This window comes from Paracoccus wurundjeri (assembly GCF_030678915.1).
In the GTDB taxonomy this organism is placed as follows: Bacteria; Pseudomonadota; Alphaproteobacteria; order Rhodobacterales; family Rhodobacteraceae; genus Paracoccus; species Paracoccus onubensis_A.
Window position 1 is genome coordinate 26993 of sequence record NZ_JAUUTZ010000015.1, and the last position, 16963, is coordinate 43955.

23 protein-coding genes, 1 tRNA gene and 1 pseudogene are annotated in these 16963 nt (G+C 58.6%); 14 read left to right on the top strand and 11 right to left on the bottom strand.

Features of this window, described 5'->3' with window-relative positions; genetic code table 11:
- Positions 1-501 precede the first annotated feature (501 nt).
- The 9 genes from Q0601_RS15045 to Q0601_RS15085 form a co-directional block, all read right to left on the bottom strand.
- Positions 502-1464 (bottom strand): tail fiber domain-containing protein, encoded by a 963-nt coding sequence (locus tag Q0601_RS15045; protein ID WP_305290685.1) that lies wholly within the window; start codon positions 1462-1464, stop codon positions 502-504.
- Between the two features lie 11 nt (positions 1465-1475).
- Positions 1476-1970: a GNAT family N-acetyltransferase gene (locus Q0601_RS15050; protein WP_305290686.1), complete on the bottom strand. Its 495-nt coding sequence runs from the start codon at positions 1968-1970 to the stop codon at positions 1476-1478.
- 28 nt (positions 1971-1998) lie between these two features.
- On the bottom strand, positions 1999-2601 hold the full coding sequence (locus tag Q0601_RS15055) for a hypothetical protein (protein WP_305290688.1): 603 nt from the start codon (positions 2599-2601) through the stop codon (positions 1999-2001).
- A 17-nt stretch (positions 2602-2618) separates the two neighbouring features.
- Positions 2619-4376 (bottom strand): hypothetical protein, encoded by a 1758-nt coding sequence (locus tag Q0601_RS15060; protein ID WP_305290689.1) that lies wholly within the window; start codon positions 4374-4376, stop codon positions 2619-2621.
- Positions 4376-5023, bottom strand: coding sequence for a hypothetical protein (locus tag Q0601_RS15065; protein WP_305290690.1), 648 nt, complete (start codon positions 5021-5023; stop codon positions 4376-4378). The genes Q0601_RS15060 and Q0601_RS15065 overlap by 1 nt, the downstream gene beginning before the upstream one ends.
- A gap of 14 nt (positions 5024-5037) precedes the next feature.
- Positions 5038-5763, bottom strand: coding sequence for a phage adaptor protein (locus Q0601_RS15070; protein WP_305290691.1), 726 nt, complete (start codon positions 5761-5763; stop codon positions 5038-5040).
- A gap of 25 nt (positions 5764-5788) precedes the next feature.
- On the bottom strand, positions 5789-6247 hold the full coding sequence (locus Q0601_RS15075; protein ID WP_305290692.1) for a hypothetical protein: 459 nt from the start codon (positions 6245-6247) through the stop codon (positions 5789-5791).
- Between the two features lie 71 nt (positions 6248-6318).
- The gene (locus Q0601_RS15080; protein ID WP_305290694.1) at positions 6319-6777 is read right to left on the bottom strand and encodes a hypothetical protein; all 459 of its coding nucleotides are present in this window, start codon (positions 6775-6777) and stop codon (positions 6319-6321) included.
- A gap of 68 nt (positions 6778-6845) precedes the next feature.
- On the bottom strand, positions 6846-7943 hold the full coding sequence (locus Q0601_RS15085) for a N4-gp56 family major capsid protein (RefSeq protein WP_305290695.1): 1098 nt from the start codon (positions 7941-7943) through the stop codon (positions 6846-6848).
- A gap of 158 nt (positions 7944-8101) precedes the next feature.
- Here Q0601_RS15085 and Q0601_RS15090 point away from each other — a divergent pair, with 158 nt between their 5' ends.
- The gene (locus Q0601_RS15090) at positions 8102-9094 is read left to right on the top strand and encodes a hypothetical protein (RefSeq protein ID WP_305290696.1); all 993 of its coding nucleotides are present in this window, start codon (positions 8102-8104) and stop codon (positions 9092-9094) included.
- Here Q0601_RS15090 and Q0601_RS15095 read toward each other — a convergent pair.
- A complete protein-coding gene (locus Q0601_RS15095) occupies positions 9045-9215 on the bottom strand; it encodes a hypothetical protein (protein ID WP_305290697.1) in 171 nt (56 codons plus the stop codon). The genes Q0601_RS15090 and Q0601_RS15095 overlap by 50 nt on opposite strands.
- A gap of 151 nt (positions 9216-9366) precedes the next feature.
- On the opposite strand from Q0601_RS15095, the gene Q0601_RS15100 reads away from it, so the two are divergent.
- From Q0601_RS15100 to Q0601_RS15125, 7 genes and pseudogenes are all read left to right on the top strand, one after another.
- Positions 9367-9876: a hypothetical protein gene (locus tag Q0601_RS15100; RefSeq protein WP_305290699.1), complete on the top strand. Its 510-nt coding sequence runs from the start codon at positions 9367-9369 to the stop codon at positions 9874-9876.
- Positions 9876-10091 (top strand): hypothetical protein, encoded by a 216-nt coding sequence (locus tag Q0601_RS15105; RefSeq protein ID WP_305290701.1) that lies wholly within the window; start codon positions 9876-9878, stop codon positions 10089-10091. The genes Q0601_RS15100 and Q0601_RS15105 overlap by 1 nt, the downstream gene beginning before the upstream one ends.
- Before the next feature lie 14 nt (positions 10092-10105).
- The gene (locus Q0601_RS15110) at positions 10106-10465 is read left to right on the top strand and encodes a helix-turn-helix domain-containing protein (protein WP_305290702.1); all 360 of its coding nucleotides are present in this window, start codon (positions 10106-10108) and stop codon (positions 10463-10465) included.
- Between the two features lie 14 nt (positions 10466-10479).
- Positions 10480-10752 carry a DUF2312 domain-containing protein gene (locus Q0601_RS15115; RefSeq protein WP_305290772.1) on the top strand — a complete coding sequence of 91 codons (273 nt, stop codon included), beginning with the start codon at positions 10480-10482 and terminating at the stop codon, positions 10750-10752.
- A gap of 2 nt (positions 10753-10754) precedes the next feature.
- Positions 10755-11108: an HNH endonuclease gene (locus tag Q0601_RS15120; protein WP_305290703.1), complete on the top strand. Its 354-nt coding sequence runs from the start codon at positions 10755-10757 to the stop codon at positions 11106-11108.
- Between the two features lie 10 nt (positions 11109-11118).
- Positions 11119-11262: pseudogene (locus Q0601_RS24715) on the top strand (helix-turn-helix domain-containing protein); the annotation flags it as partial.
- A 62-nt stretch (positions 11263-11324) separates the two neighbouring features.
- Positions 11325-12284 carry a tyrosine-type recombinase/integrase gene (locus Q0601_RS15125; RefSeq protein WP_305290704.1) on the top strand — a complete coding sequence of 320 codons (960 nt, stop codon included), beginning with the start codon at positions 11325-11327 and terminating at the stop codon, positions 12282-12284.
- 45 nt (positions 12285-12329) lie between these two features.
- Here the strand turns inward: Q0601_RS15125 and Q0601_RS15130 are convergent.
- A tRNA-Thr gene (locus Q0601_RS15130) sits at positions 12330-12404 on the bottom strand.
- A 120-nt stretch (positions 12405-12524) separates the two neighbouring features.
- On the opposite strand from Q0601_RS15130, the gene Q0601_RS15135 reads away from it, so the two are divergent.
- The 6 genes from Q0601_RS15135 (at position 12525) to Q0601_RS15160 (ending at position 16836) form a co-directional block, all read left to right on the top strand.
- Positions 12525-12713: a hypothetical protein gene (locus Q0601_RS15135; RefSeq protein ID WP_305290706.1), complete on the top strand. Its 189-nt coding sequence runs from the start codon at positions 12525-12527 to the stop codon at positions 12711-12713.
- Positions 12714-13985, top strand: a complete 1272-nt coding sequence (gene murA / locus Q0601_RS15140) for a UDP-N-acetylglucosamine 1-carboxyvinyltransferase (RefSeq protein WP_305290707.1) — start codon at positions 12714-12716, stop codon at positions 13983-13985. It begins immediately after the preceding gene.
- A gap of 3 nt (positions 13986-13988) precedes the next feature.
- Positions 13989-14465 (top strand): DUF2948 family protein, encoded by a 477-nt coding sequence (locus Q0601_RS15145; protein WP_119751285.1) that lies wholly within the window; start codon positions 13989-13991, stop codon positions 14463-14465.
- Between the two features lie 9 nt (positions 14466-14474).
- On the top strand, positions 14475-14996 hold the full coding sequence (locus tag Q0601_RS15150; RefSeq protein ID WP_305290708.1) for a GNAT family N-acetyltransferase: 522 nt from the start codon (positions 14475-14477) through the stop codon (positions 14994-14996).
- A 167-nt stretch (positions 14997-15163) separates the two neighbouring features.
- Entirely contained in the window at positions 15164-15826 is a 663-nt protein-coding gene (gene nth, locus Q0601_RS15155; RefSeq protein ID WP_305290709.1) for an endonuclease III, read from the top strand.
- Positions 15823-16836, top strand: coding sequence for an adenosine kinase (locus Q0601_RS15160; protein ID WP_305290710.1), 1014 nt, complete (start codon positions 15823-15825; stop codon positions 16834-16836). The genes nth and Q0601_RS15160 overlap by 4 nt, the downstream gene beginning before the upstream one ends.
- The last annotated feature ends 127 nt before the right edge of the window (positions 16837-16963 follow it).

Sequence of the window (16963 nt, forward strand, 5' to 3'; positions counted from 1 at the left end):
GATTCCCTCCGAACATGCGTTCCTGACGACGTTGCGCACGATAGTTAGAGGCAACGTCTGCTCTTTCCTGCGGTGTCAGAGAACTGGCCGGGCGAAAAATCGGGCCTGTGGGCGTAGTCGGAGTTGATGCCGGGGCGGATGGGGTCCGTCCGATATGGCCGTACTGTGCTTGGTATTGCGTATCGCTCAACGGTGCGAAGTTCAATCCGGGAACGCCCAATGCGCCGGTCGTTGCCTCGGGCACGGTTCGATACTGCGCCGGTTGAGGGGTAGGACGAGCGGGCGCCTGCGTCCCCTGTCCAGCCCGATCCTTGAGTGCCTGGGCACCATCAAAGATCTTCCCCCAGAAACCAGATGGCCGATTCGGAGTTTGCACCGGTGCAGGACTCGGCCTCGGTGCTGATGGAACGCGGGATAGCGTGGAAAAACTTAGGCCGGGGATACCGAGCGCGCCGGCACCTTTGCCCGAGTCCGCACCGCCCCCGACGCCATTGCCAGCCATTATGCAGCCTCCTTCACGCCTTCGAGACGCGACACCTTCGCATCGAGATCGCGGATCGCGCCCATCGTGACCCCAATAGCCGTGGGGATGTCGATTGTCTTGCCGTCACCTACGCCAGTCGCCTGCTGGAAATCCTCGGCGTAGGGGCCGATATGTCGGCCCTCATCAGCAATGCCCGGCTTGTATGACCATTCCTCGACCGGCATTTCCCGGATCGCACCAAGCGCCTTATCCTTGCCCAACTTTTTCTTGTCAGTCTTGTATTCCTTCGAGCTGAACATCGACAAAGGATTGCCGCTCATCATGCCGGCGACGGTGCCGAGCGCGCCGAAGAAACCGCTATTGGCCTGCTGGTCCGCCTGCCATGAAGACATGCGGGCGTTATAGTCATTCGTCAGAAGCTGGCCTTGCTGGCCATATCCCTGCATCGCCCCCTGCGCGCCCGACTGAATGGCGCCGTTGGACAGACCCATTGACGTCGCGGGGTTCACGGCCAATCCGGAACCAAGATTGATGGCATTCGCTTGCCGTGAGTCTGCCTCGGACTCGACACGACGCCTCGCCATATTACCTGCACCGGATGCGGCGAGGGTGGCATTCAGATCCGCTTCGCGCGCGCCGGCATTATATGCGCCGGACGCAGGGTTGACGCCCATGCGCATCGCACTGCGGAGCCGCGTTCCCTCTGCGATCTGTTGCTGCTGGCGAACATCGGCAATGGCTTCGCTGGCCGCGCGCTCTTTACGCTCTGGGCTGTCCCACGAATAGGCTTCGCGGATATACTCGTTTTGGAGAGGAATGAAGACATTCTCTTGGCGGTGACGGTCCTCGGCCGCCCAGCGGTTTGTGATCTCCGCCTGATCCTGCATCCAAGAAAGCAGGTTTTCACCCACCTCCGCGCTTTTCAGGGCGGCGATGCCGATATTCTTGTCCGGATCCGGTGCGCTTCCGCCGCCGCCCATGGCTCTACTCCTTACTCGTCCGACACAAGGTCGGGGTTTTCGTCAGCATGCGGCCCGGCAGTGGCCTGTTGTTCGATGATACTGGATCGGTCCAGTGACATCACAATACCATCTTCGCCCCCGATGACGGAATAGCGATCACGATATTCGAACTGGAATCCGACTTTGAGCGCAGCAATTTGTGCGGTGGCATTCCAGAACGGAATCCGGGCCATGACACGATCAAGGTTGAAGGTCTTTGGATGGAAGGCCATCAGCACCAGCGCCTGGATAAATTCCAGGGTGAGTTGGTTGCCGGGCGTGCAGCCCAAATGAAGCTCAGCCCGGCCACCGCGGAAGCATTCGAAGACTGCGACGGCTTTCATACTGTCGGCTTCGCCTTCTGCACCGGGCGCGTATGCGGCGACCGCACGTGCATCCTCCATGAAACCTTTCGATCCGGTCAGCCGCAGCGCGGCCTTGAGGTGATCTTTCTGGTTCACGGTCACATAGGTGGTTTTGTTCATAGCATGTCCTCTCTTTCAGTCTCGGCAGTCATGAAGATCCAGAGATTACGAGCCGGGCTTCCCTGATGTAGAAGCTGTCCGAAGCCGCGGTTTCATCATCGTAGAGAGTGGAATATGCGCGCGCCTCGATCGCGGGAGTCTCGTCCGGCGTGTCAAATGTCCCGACGACATAGAAGGGCAGCATGGCCGTAACGATTTCGGACGCGGCAGTTCTGATCCCGATCCGCTGTTTGGCAACATCCACGCCATCGATCGCAAGGATGACATTCGCGAACACATCCACATCGGTAGTCTGGTGAGTGGTGTCGATATAGCCGCTCAACGTGGCGACAAATCCGCCCGTCTCGAAGCCGGCAACGGAGTCAGTCAGCAGGACCAGCGGTGCCGACTGGGTGTGCGTGACCTCGACCAGAATATCAGCAATCGGCGTTGTCCCAGAACCATAGATGGACTTGGCATTCTCCGCGGCGCGCTTCGCCTCTGCATAGGCGTTCTTGTTCGCGATATAGATAGCGCTCGTAACCACATCCTGAACTTCGCCGTGCCGGACAGCCCACCTGTCTTTCTTCCCGCGCTCGCCCAGCAATTCTTCCAGCTTGGCTTCCTTGATCAAGCCGGTGCGCGGATTCACGGTGCGCGAGCTTCGCATCATACCCACACCTCATTTGGGCTTTGCCCGATGATCGCGCGCAGAACCTCCGCGGTTCCCTCTATCGAAAACTGCCACATGCGGTATTCGCCGGCGGGGATCCTCTGCACCTCGTTCGAGTCGTTGGAGGTCTGATAAATCATATTGCCATCGCCATAGATCTTGAATGTGAATGCCTCTGCAGCCTGCGCATCAAAATCAATGGTGGCAGTATAATCGTCTTCGGAAACGATCTCTGCCGGGGGATCATCAACGGTCAGGTCAGCGACATGGGTTTCCGGAGTTGTCCATGCGGCCTGATCCAGCACAGCCATGTAATGTTCCTCAAATGCGATGTGCATGAGGTTGTCCGGCACTGGCTTTGCGTTACCCGTCAGATCAAGCAGAAGAGCCGAGAACCCGATCGGGTCAGAGAAGCGGAAAAGCTTCGACTTCCAGACATAGGGTATCAGATCACCGGCATCGTACTCATTGATGCTGTCTTTGCTGACCGGGACATAAAAGAGCGTGTTGGTCTTGGGCTCGTTGTAGAAGAACTCGACCGGAATATTGGTCCGCGTCAGTGCGGGCGTTTCCGAGTCCAGGCTAAGCGTGAAAACCGTTCTTACCCAGCCGGACCCCACGGGAACTGTGGTGAAGATATAATCATCACCGAACCTGCCAGCCCTCATTTGGTTCGGCCGCATGGCCGCCCAGTCATCCTTGGACCAGAGGTGCTTGCTGATAAGCTGCGCGCCACCTTCAGTGATTTGCACCAATCCATCAGTCGAGGCATAGACAGCGGAATATCCCATATCGACCACGGACCTGCGGGACAGGCACGGATAGACCGAGTCCACCTTCTGCATGGCCATCGAGTCTGGATGCAGGCCCTGGACGATGTAGGGTTCACCATCGGTCAGCACGACCAGCGAGGTGCCCAACGCCACAAGCGCCCGGATATTCCATTCTAGCACAAGCTGATATTCGTTGGGCCACATATGCGGCTGATACGGCTCACAGAAATGGAGGGTCTTGCCCCAGAAGCCCGCCATGATGCCGTTGGCCATGGAGGTAAGGCCCCATAGGTGATCATCGACGGGATTATAGTTCTTGGTCGGGCAGGGCTCTTGAATGGGATTGTCGCCCCAAACATCGATAAACGATGTGTCCGCCTGTGGAATCTCGGCAATGAAATAGAGGTCTGTCACGCCTGCGGCGCTGGTCTGGCTGCGATAGATCCGCTTGTGCGTGATGGTCCGGTTGTTGAGAGAGGCGCTATTGGGCATGCCCGCAATCGTGATCTCCATGCCTTCAGAGAAGGGGGCACCGAAGGTCAATGGGCTCGGCCCGGTTTCCTCCCCGAACGACGAAACATAGGTGTAAGCATAGTTGACGGACTCGGCGGTATCGCTCGGCGTGCCGGTCCACGACCGCGTTGGCCGGACATCGGGGCTGGCAAATTTCAGTTCATGCCAGGTGCCGCCAATGTAGACCTGTGGTGATTCCGGTGCCCGTGTGAGATAGAGCCGATCATCCGCAACGGGACCGGGAACGGCGTCAACAACCTGTTCCCATGTGAACCATTGGTTGTCATGGTAGACGATGCCATCGACGTCAGTCAGCCCACTTTCCACGACCACGCCATCGCGCATCGGACGAACCGCGCCATTGGACAATTTGCAGTTCGCCGCTTCAGCAGCGTTTCTCTCGGGAAGGTAGTGACCCTCCATCCGAGGAATCTCGCCATCGAAAGATTGCAGAACGACACGCGCCATCAGAAATCCCTGAACTTGGTGCGGATCGGTGCGCGCTGCTGACCGCGCATATTCCAGCGGAATGCGGTATCGCACCGACCCTCGAACTGATCCCGATAGCGGGCAGCCTCACGATGATCTGTCCAGGGTTCATCCTTGATGGACAGGATTTCTGCCAATGCACCGGCGGCAATGGTGTGGCCATGGATCTTGATGAAGAACTCCGGCACCACATTGAAGCGATCGAACAGGGGGTCAGAGGCATTGACACCATATTCCGAGGCAGTCAACGGCTTGAGGAACAGACTGATTTCCAGTTCTCCCGGTTCGAACGGCGAGATGGTCACTTCGTTCGGCGCGACCTGCGTGATGTACTCCGGACGCCCTTGCTCGCCGCTCTCAATCGTACTGAACTGCACTGCCGTCAGCTTTACGCCGTTCCATTTCGCGAACTCGATTTCATGAATGGCGGCGGTGTCGGGCGCAACCGGTGTTCCTTCCGGAGCGACCATGTCAACAGTGGTAATATGCCGCCATGCCCGCGACCGCTCACAGAACTGGATCGCGGCAAAGCGCGCCATCTGCTCGGCAAGGAAATCAGGGCATTGGGGGCAGTGCGGCAAGATCAGCGGTAGAAATTCCGCTGTGCGCTTCATGACGACTGCCATAATTCATGCCTCTCTTATTGCGTCGAGCCTGCGGGGTTCATCTGCATGCCGTAGATATTGGCCAGCGACATGCTGCCCTCGGCTGTGCCGAATGACTGCAAGGCTCCTTGAGCCAATGCCAGATGCGCCTGTGCCCGGGCGGCAGCATCCTGCGCGGCACTATCCTTCGAAAAGGCGCGGAACAGGACGAGATCAACGAGGATGCCCTGATAGACGTCATCCATTGGAACTGCAGTAGTGTAGGATTCGAGGTTCAGTGAACCACTTGGCGGGAGCGGGATGGGGGCCGGATACATGCCAACAACTGCTTCCAGCCGGCCGCTCCCATTATTGCCCGGCACAACATAGAACTCGCGCGGCGACATGGCGTCTTGCAGCACCATATCCACGTTGGCGGAATAGGGCAGCACAGTTGGATCCTGCCAGCCGGGGATCTGACTGTCGAGGATTTCGCGCCGCCAGAGCGATCGCACCGCCCGGCCACGAGCGCTAGCCGGGGCGGCGCCGACATTACAGACGATGCGGGACAGAATCGTATATTCCGGCGGTAAGGATTGCAGTGTACCGTTGTCGAGCTCGAGAATGACAGTGCCGGACTTGGCGTTCGGCTTGACGGTAATGATGGCTCGCATGCCCTCGTTTAGCCACTCGCGCAACTCGACCGGAGTCCAGCGAATAGCACCCGCGTCCTGCAGGATGGTGTTGGCCTTGCGCATAACATCTGCTGCGGTGAACGACATTCGCTGAAACTCCTGTGTGCGCCGATCACGCGGCGTTGGCTTCGAGGGCGGCCTTGATCTGGGCGATCATGGTGTCGCGGCCCGCTTTCGGGCTCGGCTTACGGCCGACTTCCTTTTCGAAGATCGCGCGCAGATCATCATCGGAAGTCCCCTCCAACAGGTAGGGGGCATTGTCATTCCCGGAGTCATTCTGACCTTCACCGTTGCCGGTGTTGGTCTGCTGGTTGCCAGCATTGTCGGTGCCGGGGGTAATGGTGGTGTCGGTCGTACCGGTCTGGTGGTCGGAATCGCCCTTCGCAGGCTTTTCGCCAGCCAAGCGGCGATAGCCTTCCTTGATCTCAAGGAACCGGGTGACGTGCGCCTTGATCGTCACGTCAGCGACATGGGGGCCGTCAGAACTGTTCTCGGGGCGGAAATGGTACGTCTCAGTGCCGATGGTAACGACTGTACCTTTCGGGCGGCGGCGCAGGCATTCGATTTTCATGGGTTCATCCTCTCGATGGCGAAAGCCATGTGGGTGAAGCGCCCCGGTGGTGAACCGGGGCGATCGGGTCATCAAACCGGGTTGCTGACGCCGGTGGCGTAGCGGATTCGCAGATGCAGAACGGTGTCCGGATCGGCGGCGATGGTTGCCGAAGGTCTAACGCCGATACTGCGGGCTGCATCGGATTTGCCAGCCGCGGCAATGGCGGCCATCGTCATGTCCGTTTCGGTTTCCGGATCCACAGCGCTGAACAACTCCGTACCGCTGGTGCGGGCCGGATCGTCGGAGCCAACGTCACCAGACATGAAGCCAACATTCAGTGTGGTTCCGGCGGTCCCTTCCGCAAAGATTGTCGCGCCGAGGATGCGGCAATAAGGCGGCAGGTAGGCCAGTTCCAGAATGTCGGCGGCCGCCACGGGTTCCTTGAACACGTGGGTGACGAGCTCTTCGGTGACGACGTTTGCGACATAGGGCGAGGGCAGGACCAGACGGCCATTGCCGCCGGTGTAGTTGGATTTCTTGATAGCCATATCCGGGTTCCTTTCGCGTGATGGCTGATCGGGTCAGATGCGGGGGCGGATCATTCCGCCCCTGCCAATCAGGCGTTCGGGTTGGTGGATGCGGTATCGACCGCGATCACGCCAAAGTCCCGGTTGTTGAAGCGGGTTTTCTTGAATCCGCAGATGCAACCGGCGTAGATCGCCACACGGTTCTTCGCGTCCTTCAGTTCCTCTTCCCACTGGAAGCGGGTGCCGTTGCCAGCCTGACCATATGCGACGACGCCAGCCTGTCGTCCCATGAACAGGGAACGATGGGCTTCAACGTCACCGCCGGCACCATAGTCGGTAAAGCGGCGCACGTTCTCATGCTGGTGAATGACAACATCATTCAGCATGCCCAGACCACCCTTGAAGATCGGGTTGTTCCGACCTTCGGCGCTGGCTGCAGCCTTCTGCACGTCAGCCCACGACAAGGTGGATTGTTCGGTGCGCAGGTCATAGGCTTGCCACGGCGAGATCAGCAAGACGAAGTGCTTGTTGCCCTCGACGTTCACGGCAGTCATTTTCACAGTGTCCGGATCGGTGGCGTTCATCATCCGAGGGATGGTGCTGATCCGCTCGATGGTGGCGCGGCTCATCTTGTCGGCTGCCGTCAGGGTTGCCTTCGAGTTCGCAGCACCGCCATAGGCGATGTGCGCGGCGTCAGGTGCCTGGATCGGGTTGTTCGCGAAGGCCGACGTGATCTTGGCGTCCTCGTTCACGGCCGACAGGGTGGCGTCACCCGACAGATACACGAAGACAAGCTCATCGAACCATTCCGCGACATACTCGGCGGTCCGGTCCTTGGCGACCATGCGCAGATCGTGCAGCGTGCGCTTGCGCGACATGCGGCCGCCGGCGTCGGCACCCTTCCGGGCTTGGTCGATATGGACTTCATCACTGTAGAAGGTCAGGTTTTCTTCCTTGCCCTCGACGTTGTCGTCGCCATAGACCATGCCGCCGCGAAGACGCATGGACAGATCGAAGCGCACGCGGTCACCCGCATCCGATTCCAGCTCGACCTTGCGTTCGATAATGTGGTTCTCGCCCTTTCCGATGAAGCGATTGAAGTACATCTGCTTCTCGGTGTCGGTCGCGAGCGCGGTTGCCCAGCGCTTTACGGCACGCGGATCGCCAACAGAGATATTGGTCTGCATGGAAGTGCTCCTTTGTTCACAGACGCGGGGTTGTGAACTGCGCACTTCCTATGGCAGATCGAATGACCTCTATTTACCACAGCCTCTGATATTGTCGCAACTAGTGATATGCTAGGTTGCGGATTAATTGACTGAAGGTAATGATGTCATGAAGGCGAATGAAACTTGTACTAATTGGCAGTTTCGGTCAACAGGAGGAGATAGTGAAGCCGAAGTTAATTTTGCATATCGGTATGCCAAAAACTGGATCGCGAGCTATCCAAGAAGCGCTGAACGGATATGACGACGGCCGGATTGCGTATCTTGATGCTGGACCGATAAACCACAGCGTCTTCATTCAATCCATGTTCATGCCGATAGAGCAGTGTATGAAGAATGTACCTATGAGGTACCCGAATGCATCTTCAGTCAAAAAGTATCGTCGTCAGTTGAATGATCGAGCTCTTAAATCCATTGGGCGCGGCAGGAATAAGTATATACTAAGCGCTGAAATTCTTTACCATCTTAATCCACAAAATTTTGGAAGGTGCATAGATTATTTCGATAATCTGTTTTCAGACATTGAGGTTGTTGGTTATGTTCGCTCTCCGAAGTCATACATCAATAGCGCGTTTCAGCAAAGGGTGAAAACCGGGCTTGGCCGGTTTTCATTGGAGTTACCGTCTTACACAAGTAAGATCACAAAGTTTTTCTCAACTCGCTGGCATCTAAACTTCAGGAAGTATGGAGATGTGGATATAGTTGATGATTTCTGTTCGTTCGCCGGAATCAAAGACTCAGTGCGAGAGATAAGGGAAAATAATCAATCTATGTCCGCACATGCTACAGCATTGCTCTATAAGATGAACAAAACCTCTCCAAACCCAGTTTCCAGTCCAGCTTTGTTTCAGGAGCGCGCTCATCTAATAAAGAAAATATCTAGGTTGGGAAGCTCCCTGCCACTAAAGATAGACGAAAGCGTCATGACGATTGATTATCGTGAAGTAGATTGGGTTCAGAAGCGATTAAACATCGACCTGTCGGAACCGCCCATCCACGGCATCAAGTCCGAGGGCGAAATACTTGGTCTGGCGGACGAAGCTGAAGCTCTATTAAAGGAACTCACGGGCGCGGCTTCCTCTCGCCCGTGTCCTGTTCAATCTCGATCTTGATGCCGTCGGGGGCGTCCACGCCGATTTTAGCCGCGCGTTCGCCGATGCGGAACACGTAAAGAACCACATCGCCGACGCTGACCTTGATCGGCTTTTCCACTTTGACGTTGCGGATCAGCATGTGACGCCCTCTCTGTGATTACGACACGTCGCGCAGGTAGGCTTCCTGCTGCTCGGGCGTCATGCGGCTGAACTCCCGTTCGGCATCGAGGCCATTGGCGCGATCGAGGGCAGCGAACTGTCCGTCGGTAACCTCGTTCTCGGTCGCGGCGGTGACGTCGCCCAGCGTCTGGACCGGCTTCGGACGGGGCTCATCGGTTGGCGACTATATCGACGGTGAATACGGCCCCGGCGATAGCGATATTTCTAAAACGGTCGAGCAGATAGAGGACGAGGGACAGTCCGAACCCGAGGCCGAAGCAAAGGAGCCCGAGCCTGCGCCGAAGAAAGAGGCCGAGAAGCCAAAGCGCAGCACTGCGAGGGCCCCGGATCATACCGACAAGACCCCGCATCATGATCGTCCAACCCGCCAGTCCAAGGCGCAAAAGGATGATGAAGGTCAAAGTTCCATGTTTGGGGGCTTCTCTGTTTCCGAAATGATCCAGAAGATTGCTGATCTGATCAAGAATGACCTGACGGATGGCGCTCCGCTCGATGAGACGCTGGAAATGTATGAGGTCCAGTTGGCCGATATCCGCAGCGCCGAGCCTGACGAATATGAAGGCATGATCGATGAGTTCAAGGCGTTCGTCGCGGAGCGGGACGGGGAAGGGGGTGAGTGATGAAATCACCTCGTCTCGACTGGCCCTATGACGCCGGTGCAAAAGACCATGCCCAAAAGCCGCAAAGCGGCACATGGCGCAGGTCTGACGGCTCCACCGTCAAGATGGCTGACATGAACCCCTATCACCGTGCCGCCGCGATCAAGAAGGCAGAGCAGGAGGGCGATGTATCCATTGCAGAAGCCCTGCGCGCCTCTGGCCCGCTGCCTGACTGAAAGGAAACTTCAAAATGACAATCGGCCTTGGACCGCATCTCAAGCAATTTTTCATAAGGATTGGGACTATGCCTCAAACCGTCGATGGAACGGGCTGGAAAGATCAACCTACAAGCGAGTCCGCCGCGGAACGAATAGCGCCTAAGGCCCCGATCCTTCGCCACAAGATCCTCAACCTGATGATTGCGATAGGCAGCCCGCTCACTGCTGACGAGATCGCCAAGGTCATGAATCTGTCCGTTCTGACCGTCCGACCCCGGATCTCTGAACTAGCAAAGGCCGGTAAGCTGGTCGATTCCGGTAAGCGCGGCACCAATGCCTCGGGCCGCAGTGCAGTGCGCTGGCGCGTCTCCGATCAGGAGGCGCAACCGTGACCGACAAGCCCAAGATGAAAGACGATCCTGATTGGCAGGGCCACAATAGCCGTGCCTATGCGGTGACCGCCGACGAATTGCGGTCCTTTATCGAGCGCGTGGAGCGGCTCAATCAGGAGAAGGCCGATATTGCCGATCAGACCAAAGAGGTTTTCGCCGAGGCGAAGAGCAGGGGCTACGACACAAAGGCCATTCGCAAGCTGATCGCCGAGCGCCGCCGCGACAAGGATGATCTTGCCGAGGAACAGGCCGTCTTGGACCTCTACCGCGAAGCGTTGGGGATGTGACGATGGCTCGGCGTAAGACTTGGACAGCGAAACGCAGCCTAGCATTATTCGAAACCCATGGCGGAATATGTCATATTTGCGGGATGAAGATCTATGCCGGGGAAGCATGGGAGCGTGAACACATCATTCCGCTCGCAATGGGTGGTGCTGACGATGAGTCTAATGTTGCTCCGGCGCACAAGTCCTGCCACCGGACCAAAACCGGCACCGACGCTGCACAGATCGCTAAGGCGAATCGGGTCAGAGCCAAGCATTTCGGTGCGAAGAACGCGCGCCGAGTGGTCATTCCGGGCAGTCGAGACTCGAAATTCAAGCGCAAGCTGAACGGCCAAACCGTTCTGCGCGACAGTGAGTGAGGTTAGGTACATGGCAGAACCCGCCCGCCCTTATACCCCCGACCAGCTTGCCGACCGATGGGGGTGCAGTGGTGAAACCGTTCGCGCCCTGATCCGCACAGGAAAGTTGCCTGCGTTCCGCGTTGGACGCATGATGAGGATCACTCAACAGACTGTGGAGGAATACGAGTCATGCGGGACTATCGAATCGGGCGACTCAAGGGTCGCTTCGTCGTCATGTGGAACGACGATGACGGAACCCGGCGACGTTATCGCCTTACGGCACACACGGCCAAAGAGGCCGAGCGCGAGGCGCGAGACGCCATCATCAGGCACACCGCCCCAAGGCAGGGCATAACGGTGCAGCAGATCTGGGATGCATATAAGGCGGAAATGAAAGGCCGGCGGCAGGAATCGAAGATGGAATATGCTGGCCGCAGTCTGCTGCCCGCCTTAGGCCATTTGTCCCCGGATCATCTATCTGTCGAGGACAGCCGGAAATATATCGCGGATCGCCGAGCCGTCGGGCGAAAGGATGCCACGATCAGGAGTGAATTAGGGTGCCTACGCACGGCACTGAAATGGGCCGGGATGAATCACATGATTTCCATTGTGCCGCGTGTCGAGTTGCCGCAGTCGCCGCAACCGCGAGAACGGTATCTTTCGCATGCCGAAGTGTCCGCGCTTCTTGATGCGGCAGGCGAGGCGCACATCAAACTTGCAATGCTGCTGATGCTGACTACCGCTGGGAGGATCGGCGCGCTTCTCGAATTGACATGGGATCGCGTAGATTTCGACCGTCGCCTGATAAAGCTGGCGACGAACGATATTGGCCCGAAGAAGGGTCGTGCCACGGTGCCAATGAACGATACACTCTTGGCTGCCCTTAAATCCGCGCAGGAAACAGCACTATCGCAGCATGTGATTGAGTGGGGCGGGGGACAGGTGAAGTCCATAAAGACCGGCTTCAACGCGGCCGTGAAGCGGGCCGGGATTGCACATTGCACCCCGCACGACCTGCGCCGAACCGCTGGCAGGTTCATGGTTGAGGCAGGAGTTTCGATTGATGAGGTCGCCCAATATCTCGGCCACACGAACCCCAATGTAACCCGCTCAACTTACGCACGATTCTCCCCGGATCACCTGCGCAAAGCCGCTGGCGCTCTGGAATTTCTGAAACCCCGAAAGGTTCAATGAACCAGAAAGCAATCCTCTAAATGACCGCTAAGTTATTGAAATTTATGGTGCTGCTGGACAGGATTGAACTGTCGACCTCTCCCTTACCAAGGGAGTGCTCTACCACTGAGCTACAGCAGCGCCGTGCAGGGCGTTTAGACAATGTCCGGGCGGCACGCAAGGGGGGAATGGGGGAAAAACCGGGCGAAAGCGTCAACGGCATCGCTGGACTGTGACGCATGAGGGCGGTAACAGGAACGGATGGAAGACCGGTCAAAGGAAAGACGCCGACCCGGAAAGGGAAAAAGCGGGGACGACTCCCGCGAGGACAGGCTGCGCACGGCATTGCGCGCCAATCTGGCGCGGCGCAAGGCGCAGGCGCGGGCCCGTTCCGAGAAAAGCGCGCAAGAGACCGGCGGCAGTAACGATACAGGCGGAGACGAAAGCTAGATGGACCAGATCATCGTTCGGGGAAACGGCCCCCTGCAGGGCGAAATCCCGATCGCGGGGGCGAAAAACGCCTGCCTTACCCTGATGCCGGCGACGCTTCTGACGGATCAGCCGCTGACGCTGACCAATGCGCCGCGGTTGTCGGATATCCGCACCATGACGGCATTGTTGCAAAGCATGGGGGTCGAGGTGACCGGCCTGCAGGACGGGCAGGTGCTGGCCATGTCCAGCCATGCGCTGACCAGCCACAGGGCCGAATATGACATCGTCCGCAAGATGCGGGCCTCGATCCTTGTTCTGGGGCCGATGCTGGCGCGGGAAGGCCGGGCCGAGGTCTCGCTTCCCGGCGGCTGCGCAATCGGCGCGAGGCCGGTCGATCTGCATCTGTCCGCGCTCGAGGCGATGGGCGCCGAGTTGGATCTGCGTGACGGTTATGTCTATGCCAAGGCGCCTTCCGCGGGGCTGAAAGGGGCCGAATTCGAATTTCCGCTGGTTTCCGTGGGCGCGACCGAGAATGCGCTGATGGCGGCCACATTGGCACGCGGTACCACTGTCCTGAAGAATGCCGCGCGAGAGCCCGAGATCGTCGATCTGGTCCAATGTCTCCGGCGGATGGGGGCGCAGATCGAGGGTGAAGGCACGGGTACCATCACCATCCAGGGCGTCGACAGCCTGCATGGGGCGACGCATCCCGTGGTGACCGACAGGATCGAACTGGGAACCTACATGCTGGCCCCGGCCATGTGCGGCGGCGAGATCGAGCTTCTGGGGGGGCGGATCGATCTGCTGGCGGCATTCTGTGAAAAGCTGGATGAGGCGGGGATCAGCATCAGTGAGACGCCGCGCGGGCTGAAAGTTGCCCGTAAGAACGGCCGCGTGCGTGCGGTCGATGTGGCAACCGCGCCCTATCCGGGGTTTCCAACGGATTTGCAGGCGCAGTTCATGGCACTGATGTGCTTGGCCGAAGGAAGCAGCGTGCTGGAAGAAACGATCTTCGAGAACCGCTTCATGCATGCTCCTGAACTGACCCGCATGGGGGCGCAGATCGAGGTTCATGGCGGTCAGGCCAAGGTCACCGGCGTTCAGCAGCTTCGCGGCGCTCCGGTCATGGCGACGGATTTGCGCGCCTCGGTCAGCCTGATCCTTGCCGGGATGGCTGCCGAGGGGCAAACCACGGTAAGCCGCGTTTATCATCTTGACCGGGGCTATGAACATGTCGTGCGGAAATTGCGCGGGGTTGGAGCTCTTATCGAGCGCGTAAAGGAGGAATAGACGATGGTCGAAGATGCCCGTTTCGCTGATGCCGATCCGCGTCCGATGGCGTTGAAAGCTGAAGATGAGACTGATCTGCGGATCATCTCGGCACTTGTTCAGGACGCGATCCTGCCGGGTTCGGAAATCAGCCATGACCCGCAGGCGCGGCGGCTGGCCCTCTTGCTGAACCGGTTCCGCTGGGAGGATGCCGATCAGGCGCGCGCAGAAGGAAGGGGATATGAACGGGTTCGGTCGGTTCTGGTCATCGGGGATGTGATGTCACTGAAAAGCGACGGCATCGATCGCAGCGACGGGACGGTGCTGGAGCTTCTGGCACTGACATGGGAGCCGGGGGAGGATGGTACCGGACGGCTGTCACTACAATTTGCCGGTGACGGAACTCTGCTTGCCGATGTCGAATGCATCAATCTGGACCTGCGGGATGTGACACAGCCATATCTTGCTCCGTCAGGCAAGGCGCCGGAGCATCCGGACTGAGCGGGTATTTTGAGCAAAGAAGAAGTGATCAGATACTGGCGGCTTTCTTCCCGTCGCGCCGAGGAATGGCGTGAAATCCGCCTCGAAAGTCTGAGAGTTGCTCCGGAAGCGTTCGACACGGACTTGACCGACTGGCAGGACCGTCCTCTTGCGGATTTCGCGGCAAGGCTGGATACGGTTCCAACCTTCGCGTCGGGGGCCGAGATAGGATCGCCTTTGGCCGTCGCATCGTGGCAGGCACAACTGGATGCACGAGATCCCCAGCGTGGCTGGCTGCTATCGGTTTATGCCCGTCCAAAAGCGCGGGGTCGCGGTTATGCCGAAGCGGCGATCCGGGCGGCGCTGGAAGATGCGGCCTTGGCGGGTATGAGTTCGGCCGGGTTGCATGTTCATGCCGACAACACCCGCGCGATATCGCTTTATCGTCGGCTGGGATTTGTGGAAACCGGGCGCGAAAATCTCGTGAATATGCGTGGTATGCCGGAGATCGAAATGATCCTGCCGTTCCGCGCCACAGAGGGTCGTGCCTGAGAAACTTCCCGCAGTTGCAGGTTTTCCTGCATCGCCGGATCATGCAGACGCGTCGTCCGGATCCGGAGTGGCGAGGCTGTCCCAAAGAAGAAAAGGGCAAATTCATCCAGCATTTGATACATCGGCAGCTTGCATTACGGAGCCAGCGGGGTCAAAACCGCGTTGCCATGGTTCAGTCACGACGTTTGCCCCCCGCATTGCCCTTTGCCGATCAGGTCGCGATATTCTCGCGTCTCGAAAAGGCGAATCCGCATCCCGAGACCGAGCTTGAATTCACCAATCCCTATACGCTGGTCGTGGCCGTCGCATTGTCGGCGCAGGCGACCGATGTCGGGGTGAACAAGGCGACGAAGGGTCTGTTCGCGGTGGCGGATACGCCCGAAAAGATGCTTGAACTGGGGCTTGAGGGCGTGACCGCATATATCAAGACCATCGGGCTTTTCCGACAAAAGGCGAAGAATGTCATCGCCTTGTCGCGGATCCTCGTGGAGGAGTACGGTGGTGAAGTGCCGGACAGCCGGGCCGCATTGACCGCTTTGCCCGGTGTGGGACGCAAGACCGCGAATGTCGTTCTGAATTGCGCTTTTGGCCATCCAGCGCAGGCTGTGGACACGCATATCTTCCGGGTCGGGAACCGGACTCGCCTTGCTCCGGGCCGCGACGTGAACGAGGTCGAGCGCGCGATCGAGGATAATGTGCCGGTCAGATTCCAGCAGCACGCCCATCACTGGCTGATCCTGCATGGCCGTTATATCTGCCAGGCCCGCCGCCCACGCTGCGCGGTCTGTATCATTGCCGACCTGTGCCCCTATGAGGAGAAGACGATATGACAACGCCCTATGTGATCGGCATCGGAAATGCGGTGATGGATGTGATATCGCCCACCAGCGATGCCCGGCTGCAGGATTTGGGCGTGCAGAAGGGCATCATGCAACTGATTGAGCGTGAGCGGTCCGAGTTTCTGATGGCCGCGCAGGCCGATGATCACGGTCCGGGACGGGAAGACGCGCGGCTGGTGCCGGGGGGATCGGTGGCCAATACTCTGGCCGGGATCGGCGCATTCGGTCTGCGCACTGCCTTTATTGGACGGGTTGCGGATGACACGCTGGGCCGCATCTATGCCGGCAAGACCGAAGAGGCGGGGACGCGCTTTGTCAATCCGCCGGTGACTGGGGATGTGCTGCCCACATCGCGCAGCATCATCCTTGTCACTCCGGACGGTGAGCGGTCGATGAATACCTATCTGGGGATCTCGACCGAGCTGGGGCCGGAGCATGTGGCACCCGAAGTGTTCGACGGGGCGGGCTGGTTGTTTCTGGAAGGCTACTTGTTCGACAAGGCCAAGGGAAAAGAGGCGTTTCTGAAAGCCGCGAAATGTTGCCATGAGGCCGGCGGGCGCGCCGGGATCGCCTTGTCCGACCCGTTCTGCGTGGATCGGCACCGTGAAGATTTCAGGCGGCTGGTGGCCGGACCGATGGATTACGTGATCGGGAATGCCCAGGAATGGACCTCGCTTTACCAGATCGAGGATCTCGAGGCGGCGTTGAAACAGGCTGTGGCCGATTGCGGAACGGTGATCTGCACGCGTTCGGGCGAGGATGCGATTCTTATTCGTGACGGTCAGCGTGCCATCGCGCCGGTGCAGAAGGTGGTCCCGGTCGATGCGACCGGCGCGGGCGACCAGTTTGCCGCCGGCCTGATCTATGGGTTGGCCACGGGCGCGTCGCTAGAGGTTGCGGGACGTATGGGCTGCATCGCCGCGGCCGAAGTGATCGGTCATGTCGGGCCAAGGCCCGAGCGGGACGTGATGGCTGATTTCCGCGCGGCGGGACTGGCTTGACCGGCACAGAAAGCCGAATTTCTGCACTTTATACAATGTTGTCAGCCTGAATGACGAACCACTGCATTTCTGAATGAGGTGCTGCGCAAGAGGTATTTTTCACAGTCTTGAGTTGTGATCACAAAGA